General features: G+C 62.0%; 13 protein-coding genes and 1 pseudogene. 7 read left to right on the top strand and 7 right to left on the bottom strand.

The features are described 5' to 3' along the window. Positions 1 to 162: pseudogene (locus tag EOB59_RS36435) on the bottom strand (peptidase); the annotation flags it as partial. A gap of 491 nt (positions 163 to 653) precedes the next feature. On the opposite strand from EOB59_RS36435, the gene EOB59_RS18380 reads away from it, so the two are divergent. The 3 genes from EOB59_RS18380 to EOB59_RS18370 all read left to right on the top strand — a co-directional run bounded on the left by EOB59_RS18380 (position 654) and on the right by EOB59_RS18370 (position 2,008). Further along, the gene (locus tag EOB59_RS18380) at positions 654 to 866 is read left to right on the top strand and encodes a cold-shock protein (protein WP_006202520.1); all 213 of its coding nucleotides are present in this window, start codon (positions 654 to 656) and stop codon (positions 864 to 866) included. Positions 867 to 1,186: 320 nt separating this feature from the next. Next, entirely contained in the window at positions 1,187 to 1,399 is a 213-nt protein-coding gene (locus tag EOB59_RS18375) for a cold-shock protein (protein WP_013530020.1), read from the top strand. A gap of 177 nt (positions 1,400 to 1,576) precedes the next feature. Next, positions 1,577 to 2,008: a BA14K family protein gene (locus EOB59_RS18370; RefSeq protein ID WP_127268420.1), complete on the top strand. Its 432-nt coding sequence runs from the start codon at positions 1,577 to 1,579 to the stop codon at positions 2,006 to 2,008. 225 nt (positions 2,009 to 2,233) lie between these two features. On the opposite strand, the gene EOB59_RS18365 is transcribed toward EOB59_RS18370, so the two are convergent. The 3 genes from EOB59_RS18365 to EOB59_RS18355 all read right to left on the bottom strand — a co-directional run bounded on the left by EOB59_RS18365 (position 2,234) and on the right by EOB59_RS18355 (position 4,367). After that, positions 2,234 to 2,872, bottom strand: a complete 639-nt coding sequence (locus EOB59_RS18365) for an MBL fold metallo-hydrolase (RefSeq protein ID WP_127268419.1) — start codon at positions 2,870 to 2,872, stop codon at positions 2,234 to 2,236. Between the two features lie 138 nt (positions 2,873 to 3,010). Continuing rightward, positions 3,011 to 3,328 (bottom strand): hypothetical protein, encoded by a 318-nt coding sequence (locus tag EOB59_RS18360; protein WP_023809804.1) that lies wholly within the window; start codon positions 3,326 to 3,328, stop codon positions 3,011 to 3,013. A gap of 145 nt (positions 3,329 to 3,473) precedes the next feature. Further along, positions 3,474 to 4,367: a branched-chain amino acid aminotransferase gene (locus tag EOB59_RS18355; RefSeq protein WP_127268418.1), complete on the bottom strand. Its 894-nt coding sequence runs from the start codon at positions 4,365 to 4,367 to the stop codon at positions 3,474 to 3,476. Between the two features lie 246 nt (positions 4,368 to 4,613). Here EOB59_RS18355 and EOB59_RS18350 point away from each other — a divergent pair, with 246 nt between their 5' ends. The 4 genes from EOB59_RS18350 (at position 4,614) to EOB59_RS18335 (ending at position 8,560) form a co-directional block, all read left to right on the top strand. Then, positions 4,614 to 5,147: a MarR family transcriptional regulator gene (locus EOB59_RS18350; protein ID WP_027039379.1), complete on the top strand. Its 534-nt coding sequence runs from the start codon at positions 4,614 to 4,616 to the stop codon at positions 5,145 to 5,147. Further along, a complete protein-coding gene (locus EOB59_RS18345; protein WP_013530014.1) occupies positions 5,134 to 5,853 on the top strand; it encodes a response regulator transcription factor in 720 nt (239 codons plus the stop codon). Before EOB59_RS18350 ends, EOB59_RS18345 begins: the two co-directional genes overlap by 14 nt. Before the next feature lie 49 nt (positions 5,854 to 5,902). Continuing rightward, positions 5,903 to 7,318, top strand: coding sequence for an ATP-binding protein (locus tag EOB59_RS18340; protein WP_127268417.1), 1,416 nt, complete (start codon positions 5,903 to 5,905; stop codon positions 7,316 to 7,318). A 219-nt stretch (positions 7,319 to 7,537) separates the two neighbouring features. Further along, positions 7,538 to 8,560 (top strand): glycosyltransferase family 1 protein, encoded by a 1,023-nt coding sequence (locus tag EOB59_RS18335; RefSeq protein ID WP_127326801.1) that lies wholly within the window; start codon positions 7,538 to 7,540, stop codon positions 8,558 to 8,560. Here EOB59_RS18335 and EOB59_RS18330 read toward each other — a convergent pair. The 3 genes from EOB59_RS18330 to EOB59_RS18320 form a co-directional block, all read right to left on the bottom strand. Beyond that, entirely contained in the window at positions 8,557 to 8,916 is a 360-nt protein-coding gene (locus EOB59_RS18330; RefSeq protein ID WP_127261686.1) for a tRNA-binding protein, read from the bottom strand. The two genes, EOB59_RS18335 and EOB59_RS18330, sit on opposite strands and share 4 nt — an antisense overlap. A gap of 27 nt (positions 8,917 to 8,943) precedes the next feature. After that, complete coding sequence (locus EOB59_RS18325; protein ID WP_013893499.1) at positions 8,944 to 9,444, bottom strand: YbjN domain-containing protein; 501 nt, start codon at positions 9,442 to 9,444, stop codon at positions 8,944 to 8,946. Positions 9,445 to 9,790: 346 nt separating this feature from the next. After that, positions 9,791 to 10,093 (bottom strand): accessory factor UbiK family protein, encoded by a 303-nt coding sequence (locus EOB59_RS18320; RefSeq protein WP_013530008.1) that lies wholly within the window; start codon positions 10,091 to 10,093, stop codon positions 9,791 to 9,793. Between the last annotated feature and the right edge of the window lie 115 nt (positions 10,094 to 10,208).

Here is a 10,208-nt window from a genome sequence, read left to right as displayed (position 1 = left end):
GACCGGCTCGTACTGCTTGCTGCAATATTGCGGCTCGGGCCGTGGCGGACGCGGGCGTGGCCCTGGTCCCTCATCGACGACAACGGTGCAGGCGGCAAGAATTGCCGACAGCAACAAGATGACAAAACCCTGCCGCGAAAAGATTGCCGCCAGAAATTTCATGATGATCTCCCACGATCGGTCCCCGGTTACCGATCCTCGCCATTCCCTTGCCGAATGCAACCCCCGTTTGAGCTCGGCAAACGATAACGGCGCCTGGACCGCAAGGGAGGTCAGCGCGCCGCGATGTCTGGCCCATTCGTGGCCCGGCTCTGGCCGATGACCCGGCCGGCAAGCAAGCCTATGCCGAGCCCATCGATGCTCAGGTCAGTCGATTGATGCGTCGGGATGCGCCAGTACGGCGGCCCGCGGCGGTATCTTGCAACCATCACGTTTCCGTGCGATAAATTCCGTGTTCGGGCATTTGCGACCCGGAGAGCGGAACGTTTTGGACGACCTTTCCCCGATACTGTGAATCTCTGACGGCCCCGTTTTCGGCGGGGGGTTTGACCATGCGCCAATGCATGACTGCCGAAGCAACCACCGGGAACTGCCCTTTGCGCCAGGCGGCGGGCGGGACCACCAAAGACTGAACGGGTGAAGGAGTTTCCCCAATGGCCCAGACCGGCACCGTTAAATTCTTCAACGCGACCAAAGGCTTCGGTTTCATCACGCCCGATGGTGGCGCCAAGGATGTGTTCGTCCATATCTCCGCGATCGAAGCCTCCGGCTTGCGCACGCTCGTCGACGGCCAGAAGGTCACCTTCGACGTCGAGCCGGACCGCATGGGCAAGGGCCCCAAGGCCGTCAACCTCCGCGCAGCCTGAGCCATCGGCGCGCCGCATGTCACTCGGACGTGCGACGGAGGCTCCATGCCTGCAGCTGGCCTGGAGAGGGATCTGAATTTTTGAAAGGCGCGGCGATCTTCGTCGCGCCTTTTCCTTATCGAAGGCGCGGGCCGGTGATGTCGCCCAGCCGCCAGGTTCTGGGCAACGACTTGCATAAAAACAAAGAGCCAAAGCGTGCCGCAACGTGCTTTAGACGCCCGCAAAACTTTCTCTTGCCGATGACGCTAAAATAAAGGACAAATTTCCACTCGGGCATTTGCCGGCCCGAGACTGGAGTTTATGGGACAAAGGAGCTTCCCATGCCGCAGACCGGCACCGTCAAATTCTTCAACCATGCCAAGGGCTTCGGCTTCATCACGCCCGATGATGGCGCGAAGGATGTTTTCGTCCATATTTCAGCCGTGCAGGCGTCCGGCCTTCCCGGCCTGGAGGATGGCCAGAAAGTGTCGTTCGACACCGAGCCGGACAAGCGCGGCAAGGGACCCAAGGCCGTCAACCTGTCGGTCGGCTGAGCCGGCCTGGACCGGCGATGGTTTTCGCTCCCTGGAGGGCGCGTGACCTTTGACGCCTGTTTTGAATAAATTCGTCGAAATCCGTTCAGCCCCCGTTCAGCCACGGTTGCATATTAGTCTTTGGTAAAGCCGGACCGCATCCCCGAAACTACACGGGCCGGCACGAAGGAGACCGAGATGAACCGAATTTTCAAGACCGCCGTCCTGGCCGCTGCCGTGGTCGCCACCACGCTTTCGGCCTTGCCCGCCGCCAACGCACGTGATTGGCGCCGCCATCATGGCCATCATGGCAACGGCGATGCCATTGCCGCCGGCGTGCTCGGCCTCGCGGCCGGTGCGCTGATCGGTGGCGCATTGGCCAATGACCGCCCGCCGCCCGACGCTGACCGCTACTACGATGACGGTTACTACGATCGTGACGTGGTGGTGCGCCCGGCCCCGGTCCGCCGCTACTATGCGGAGCCGCGGGTGGTCTACGCTGATCGTTATGCCGAGCCGTGGACGCGTGATTGGTACGAATACTGCTCGGACCGCTACCGCACCTTCAATTCCCGCACCGGCACGTTCACCGGCAATGACGGCGAACAGCATTTCTGCACGGCGAACTAAACCAGGGCCTCCCTGCCCCAACAGAAAAGCGCTGACCGCAAGGCCAGCGCTTTTTTGTTTGGAGCATCACAGGATTGGGGCAGGCGAATATCGGCACGCCCTACAGCAATTCCAGGAAAAGTGTGAAACGGTTTCCCGGGAAAAGCGCAAAGCGTTTTCCCTTGGGAATTGAGTCAGAACAAAGGTTAGAGCGGCCCCGCCGTTTCCGTGAAATGGTGAATTGCTCTAAACGAGAAAAGGATTGGTCCGCCTCTCCTCGCCAAAACGTCCGCCGGGACCGTGGCCGCAGATGAAGCCGATGTCGTCGCCGAGCGGCAGGAGTTTGTCCTTGATCGAAGCGATCAGTGCAGCATGGTCGCCACCCGGCAGATCGGTGCGGCCGACCGAGCCGCGGAACAGCACGTCGCCGACATGGGCGAACTTGGCCGCGCGGTTGTAGTAGACGACGTGACCTGGTGCATGGCCGGGGCAGTGCAGCACCTCGAACACATGGCCGCCGAACGACACGGTCTCGCCTTCGGACAGGAACCGGTCGGGCACGCAGTTGCGCGCTCCGGCGATGCCGTAGCGCTTGCCCTGGTTTTCCAGATTGTCGAGCAGCGACTTGTCGGCCTCATGCGGACCGATGATCTCGACGCCGAGCGCCTCCTTCAACTCCATTGCGCCGCCGGCATGGTCGATGTGGCCATGCGTTATCCAGATCGCCCCGGCTGAGATCGCATTGTCCTTCAGCACCGCCAGCACCTTGTCGATATCGCCGCCCGGATCGACGACGACGCCATGCTTGTCATCCATGTCGAACAGGATGGTACAATTCTGCTGGAACGGTGTGACCGGCACGATGCCGGCATTGAGCTGACCCATGATCGTCCTTTCGATGTTCACGGGTGATGTAGAGGCGCGGACAAAGGGCGTCCACCCTCGAAAGACGAACAATCGGTAGCTCCGAAAACGGAAATGGGCGGCCGAAGCCGCCCATTTGAAAAGACCGAAACGGCCCGCCTACTTCTTCATGGCGCCCATGACCGCGCCGAGAATGGCGGTCAGGATCGCGCCGCCGCCGGCGCCGCCGACGATGTTCTGCAGGTTCAGCGCGCTGCCGAGACCGCTCGTTGCTGCTGCCGCAGCCGCCGGATCGACCGCACCGCCACCCAGCAGGCTGCCGAGGATCGCCGCACCGCCGACGCCGCCAATGGCTCCGCCCAGGATTTTGGGAAGCTGACCCATCGCCGCCGTCTTGAGCGCCGCACCGACCGCCTGACCACCGATGACGCCAGTAATCACCTGTATGATGATCGGAAGAAGCGTGTTCATGTCCATATGATTAGTCCCTCCATAGCTGTCAGCCTCCCGGGCCGACACCATCATGAGACGCCGAATTGGACGAAAGTCAAATGCAGAAACGCTGAAATAAAAGGGGCGGCCCGAAAACCGCCCCTACTTCCTAAAAAAGCTGTGACTTTCGTTATTCTGCGGCGATCGCGTGCTTGGGCTGAACGGCCGCAGAATAGTCATTCATAAGATTCTTGGCTATTTCGCCGACCTCGAATCGGTAAGGCCCGATCTCGGAAACCGGCGTCACTTCCGCCGCCGTCCCGGTCAGGAAGCACTGCTCGAAGCTTTCCAGCTCTTCCGGCAGGATGGCGCGTTCAATCACCTCCAGGCCGCGATCCTTGGCCAGCCCAATGACCGTGCGGCGGGTGATACCGTCGAGGAAGCAGTCAGGCTTGGGTGTGTGGATCTTGCCCTCCTTGACGAAGAAGATGTTGGCTCCGGTCGCTTCGGCGACCTGGCCACGCCAGTCGAGCATCATGGCGTCGGCATAGCCCTTGGCCTCGGCGGCGTGCTTGGACATGGTGCAGATCATGTAGAGGCCGGCGGCCTTCGACCTGGAAGGCGCGGTGCGCGGGTCGGGCCGGCGCCATTCCGCCACATCGAGACGGATGCCTTTCAGCTTCTGCGCAGGATCGAAATAGCTCGGCCATTGCCAGATGGCGATGGCACAGTTGATGCGGTTGTTCTGCGCCGAGACGCCCATCTGCTCACTGCCGCGCCAGGCAATCGGCCGGACATAGGCGTCCTGGAAACCCTGCTTCTTGAGAAGCGTGGATGAGGCGTCGTTGAGCTCGGCCACCGTATAGGGGATATTGAAACCGAGCAGGCGTGCCGATTCATGCAGGCGCTCGGTGTGTTCGTTGAGCTTGAAGATCTCGCCGCCATAGGCGCGTTCTCCCTCGAAAACGGCGCTGGCGTAATGCAGCCCGTGCGTCAGCACATGGATCTTGGCGTCACCCCATTGGACGAATTCGCCGTTCATCCAGATGGAGCCATCGAGTTGATCGAAGGGAACGGATGCCATGGTAACCTCCCACGGGCGGCAGCCCGGATACTTGTATCGTTGTGTGTTTCGTGTCGGCCGCCCAAAGCGGCTTTTATGGTGGAGCGTAGGCGGATAATTGCGCTCTGGCAAACTTAGGAAATTCCGGAAAAACCGGCTTCCCTTGCCTTTTCGTTCGCAATCCGCCCAAAAGCTTGTCAAAAATTACCATTGCAGGGAAATTACGTCAATAGTACTGACATAATCTCTCTTTCCCACGGAGAAATAATGACGGATCGAAGCCCAGCCGCAGGAAAACCGATCAGGACCGCGATGTCGGTCGAGGACGGCATCGACTTCGCCATCATCGAGCTGCTCTTCTTTGCCTATCGTGACTTCACCTCCGATCCGGACCAGATCCTGGCCGACTACGGCTTTGGCCGGGCCCACCACCGGGTGCTGCATTTCGTCAACCGCAGGCCGGGCCTGACGGTAGCCGAACTGCTCGACGTGCTGAAGATCACCAAACAGAGCCTGGCCCGTGTGCTCAAGCAGTTGATCGACACCGACCATGTCGTGCAGTTGCAAGGTCCGCGCGACCGCCGACAGCGCGAACTTTATCCGACCGCCAAGGGCCGTGCGCTGGCGCTGGCGCTGGCGCGGCCACAGTCGCGCCGCATCCATGCTGCATTGGGGGATTCCGGAGTAACCGAACGGACCTTGGTGGAACGGTTCCTCGAAGCGATGGTCAATCCGGAACTGAGGGCGCAGATCGACGTTGGGTCCGCAAAAATGTCAGGGAAAAGCCATGGAGAGCACTGAACGGGTCGATCACGCGGCCGCGCCGGACGACGACGCGCCGCATCTGCTTGTCGTCGACGACGACACCCGCATCCGCAATCTTCTCAAGCAGTATCTGACCGAAAACGGCTTTCGCGTCACCGTCGCCGGCAATGCCGGCGAAGCCAGGCGCAAGCTTGCCGGCCTCGACTTCGACCTTCTGGTGCTGGACGTCATGATGCCCGGTGAAACGGGCGTCGACCTGACCAAGTCGCTGCGAGCCGAAAAGAACGTACCGATCCTGATGCTGACGGCCCTGTCGGAGACCGACAGCCGCATCTCAGGGCTTGAGGCCGGCGCCGACGACTACCTGCCGAAGCCGTTCGATCCGCGCGAGCTGATCCTGCGCATCAACAACATCCTTCGCCGTGGTGGCCCGGCGACCACGCCCAAGGTCGAGCAGTTGGTCTTCGGCCCCTACACCTTCCAGATCGCCCGGCGCGAGTTGAAGCGTGGCGGCGAGGCGCTGAAGCTGACCGACCGCGAGCAGGAGATCCTGGCGATCTTCGCGGCAAGGGCCGGCGAGACGATACCCCGCCACGAGCTTGTCGGTGACGATTCGGAGGTCGGCGAGCGCACCATCGACGTCCAGATCAACCGGCTGCGCCGCAAGATCGAGCGCGATCCGTCCAACCCGGTCTGGCTGCAGACCGTGCGCGGTATTGGGTATCGGCTCAGCGTGGAATAGAATGCCGCCTGCGGCCTGCTGAGCGGCTGCGGGCAAGCGAAATGAGCGAATGGCAACCACGGAACTGGAACAGCCGGGCAATGGCGGCTTGAGCGTACGCGCCGCGCGGACGCTGAAGGCGGTGCCGCGCGCCTGGAACCGCTTCTGGCGCCTCGTCTCGCTGTATATGCCCAAGCGGCTCTATGCCCGCTCGCTGATCATCGTCATCGCGCCGATGATCCTGCTGCAATCGGTCGTCGCCTTCGTCTTCATGGAACGTCATTGGGCAACCGTGACGCAGCGCCTGTCGCAGGCCACCGTGCGCGACATCGCCGCCATCATCGACCTGATCGAAACCTATCCGCGCGATGCCGACTACACCAACATCATACGCATCGCCCAGGACCGCATGCAGTTGAAGGTCGACCTCTTGCCGCCCGACCCGCTGCCCGCGCCTGGCCCAAAACCGTTTTTCTCGATTTTGGATGATGTTCTCTCGTCGGAGATCACCCGCCAGATTAACCGCCCGTTCTGGATCGACACGGTCGGCAACTCCAACATCGTCGAGGTGCGCGTGCAGCTCGAGGGCAAGGTGCTGCGCGTCTTCGTGCGCCGCAGCCAGGCCTATGCCTCCAACACCCACATCTTCCTTATCTGGATGGTCGGCACCTCGCTGGTGCTCCTGATGATCGCCATTCCCTTCCTGCGCAACCAGATCCGGCCGATCCTGATGCTTGCCGAAGCCGCCGAAAGTTTCGGCAAGGGCCGGCCGATGCCGCGTGACTTCCGGCCGCGCGGCGCCGAGGAGGTTCGCCGCGCCGGCTTTGCCTTCATGCAGATGCGCGAACGCATCGAGCGCCAGATCGAGCAGCGCACCGCCATGCTGACCGGCGTCAGTCATGACCTGCGAACCATCCTCACCCGCTTCAAGCTGCAGTTGGCGCTTTCCGGCGGCAAGGCCGAGACCAAGGCCGCGCTCGACCAGGACATCGACGACATGCAGTCGATGCTCGAAGGCTATCTCGCCTTTGCCCGTGGCGAGGCTTCGGAAGACGCCGGACGGTTCGATCTCGAGGCCTATTTCGAAAAGCTCGGCGAGGAAGCCAGGCTGCGCAAGCGCAAGCTGTCGACGACGCTTGCCGGAGACCCCGATGTGCATGTGCGGCCGAACGCCTTTGCCCGATTGATGTCCAACGTCATCGGCAACGCCTTCCGCTATGCCAAGACGGTGGAAGTCAACGCCACCCATGGCCGCGGCTCGCTGCTGGTCACCATCGACGACGATGGTCCGGGCATTCCCGCCGACCGGCGCGAAGACGTCTTCAAACCCTTCGTGCGGCTCGACGAAGCCCGCAACCTCGATGCCAGCGGCACCGGGCTCGGCCTGTCGATCGCCCGCGACATCGCCCGTTCCCATGGCGGCGACATCACCCTTGAAGACAGCCCGCTCGGCGGACTGCGCGCTATCATCAAGGTTCCCGCATAACCGGCACGATACCGAAAGTGGAAACAGGCTTCATCCGCCCGTCATGAAACCATGATCAAGAACGCGCATGAAGCGCGCGACCTCAATTGATTCGACCTTGCCGCCTCACTTCGACCCCGTGCCCGTCCGGGTGCGCTGGAGCGAAGCGAGAGCAGCGGTCTGGTCGCCGTTCCGGCATCGTCTCAAGGCAACCGTCGACCTTTCCTGCAAAGGGCCGCCATGCGCATATTGATGGTCACCGATGCCTGGCGGCCGCAGGTTAACGGCGTTGTCCACACGCTGGAGCGACTCACCGAGACGCTGAAATCTTTCGATGTCGCCGTGGATTTCCTGACGCCGAACATCTTTCGCACCCTGCCCTTGCCGACCTATCCCGACATCAGGCTGGCGCTGACCACGCCCGGCCATGTCGCGCGCCTGATCGACGCAGGCAAGGCCGACCACATCCACATCGTCACCGAAGGGCCGCTCGGCATCATGGCGCGGCGCTATTGCCGCAATGCCGGCCGGCCGTTCACCACCAGCTATCACACGCGCTTCCCCGAATATCTCAGCGCACGGCTGCCGGTGCCGGAAAGCTGGGCCTATCGCTGGCTGCGCGATTTCCACAATTCCGGCCAAGGCACGCTGGTCGCCACCCAGTCGCTCGCAGACGACCTCTCGGCGCGCGGCTTCACCAAGCTGCGGCCGTGGACGCGCGGCGTCGATACCGATCATTTCCGGCCCGACAAGAAGAAGGATCTCGGCTTCCCGGGCCCGGTCTTCCTCTGCGTCGGCCGCGTCGCCATCGAAAAGAACCTCTCCGCCTTCCTCGACCTCGACCTGCCGGGCAGCAAGGTGATCGTCGGCGAAGGCCCCGAGCTTGCCAGGCTGAAGGCAAAATATCCGCAAGCGCATTTCCTCGGCCATCGCCCCAACGACGAACTGGCCGAGATCTATGCCTCGGCCGATGTCTTCGTCTTCCCGAGCCGCACCGACACGTTCGGCAACGTCATCATCGAGGCATTGGCCAGCGGCACGCCGGTTGCCGCCTATCCGGTGACCGGGCCGATCGACATTGTCGGCGACGGCTTTGGCGGCGCGGTCTCCAACGATCTGCGCGAGGCCTCGCTTGCCGCGCTCAATGTAGACCGTGCCGAAGCACGCGAACGCGCCATGCGCTACAGCTGGAAGGCTTGTGCAGAGATGTTCCTCGACACGGTCGAGGAAGCGCTGGGAACGACGCGCAAGCTGGCGGCCTAAAACAACCTGCCGCCATCCGGCACCTTGCGCTCGATCGCGCCGAGCACCACCGCGCCCTCTTCGTCGGGAAAGCCGAGCGTCAGCACTTCCGACATGAATGGACCGATCTGGCGCGGCGGGAAATTGACCACCGCGAACACCTGCCGGCCGATCAGCGTCTCCGGTGTATAATATTTGGTGATCTGCGCCGACGATTTCTTGATGCCGATGCCGGCGCCGAAATCGATCTTCAGCTTGAATGCGGGCTTGCGCGCCTCGGGAAACGGCTCGGCCTCGACGATCGTGCCGGCGCGGATGTCGACACGATCGAAATCGGCAAAACTGATCTCGGGCTTGCGCTCGCTGTTCGAACTCATCTTGGTTCTTGTCTGCCTTGCGGGGACTCAGGCGTTGCCGTAGGTCTCGAACAGCACGCCGGCCAGGGCGTCCTTGGCCGAGGTTCCCGACCAGACAACGAACTGGAACGCCTGGAAATAGCATTCGCAGGCTTCCAGCGCCGACGACAGCAACACTTCGACCTGCTGGCTCGACGGCTCGACCCCGCCGGCCAGCAGCAGCGACTGGCGGAACATGATCGCGCCCTCCTGCTCCCAGAGGTCGAAATGGCCAAACAGCATCTGCTCGTTGATCAGCGACAAGAGCCGCATCACTTCCAGCGCGCGGGTCTCCGGCACCTTGATGTCGAAGGCGCAGGCAAGGTGCAGCGCCTCGAAATCCTCCATCCACGAGAAGGAGACGTGATAGTCGGTCCAGCTTCCGGCAACCGAGATCGAAATCTCGTCGTCGCCGGCCCGCTCAAAGGACCAGTCGTTGTTGTGGGCCACCTGCTCGATAACATCCACCGGATGGATTTCGCGGGAGAATTCGAGTTCGAGAAGTTCCATGGAATGCTTCCTGTCGTTCTGTACGAGCGCCGCCACACGCTCCGCGGGAGGGCACACACAACGAACAATCTTGTCTAGAACTCGGACGGCCAGGACTTTCTTCGCGCAAAAGACTACCTTCTCGACGCAAAGACCCCAGACCGGACCCCACCGCCCGGTCGCATGACCCTGCTCCGAATCATGCAACAAATTCAGTCTATTGATCGGGAGTCGCGTGAACAGCCCAATTTTTCGCACTGCGTCATTTGCATGTGGAAAGCCGCTGTCACAAAGATTCATGCAATGCCGTTAAGCGATTCACGGCAAAGCGCTTTTCAGGATCGGGCTATGTGGAAAAGTTTAACGATTATTTTTTTGTGCGCGGCTTGGCCGCCGTCGCTGGTGTGGCGTCGCCGGCCAGTTCGGCAAGCTTCGCCTCGAGCGCCTCGATGCGGGCGGCAAGGCGAGTGTTTTCTTCCCGCGCCTTGGCGGCCATCTCGCGCGCGGCTTCGAACTCTTCGCGCTGCACCACGTCCATGGTGTTGAGAATGCGTTCGGCCTGCCCCTTGAAGGCCGTCTCCACCTCCCGGCGCACGCCCTGGGCGGCGCCGGCGGCGTCGGTCATCAGCTTGGCGAATTCATCGAGAATGCGGTTCGGTCCGGTCGACATGGCAAATCCTCGCGCTTGCACAAATTGACGTAGTGGCGCTGCGCGTCGAATGCAAGCATGTTGCGCCGCGCTGCGGCATCAAGTCGAGGGCGCCCACCTTGCCTTGACCCTGCCA

This window comes from Mesorhizobium sp. M7A.F.Ca.MR.176.00.0.0 (assembly GCF_004023165.1).
Lineage (GTDB): Bacteria > Pseudomonadota > Alphaproteobacteria > Rhizobiales > Rhizobiaceae > Mesorhizobium.
Note: the sequence above shows the minus strand (reverse complement) of the source record. Positions and strands in the feature narration are given on the sequence as shown.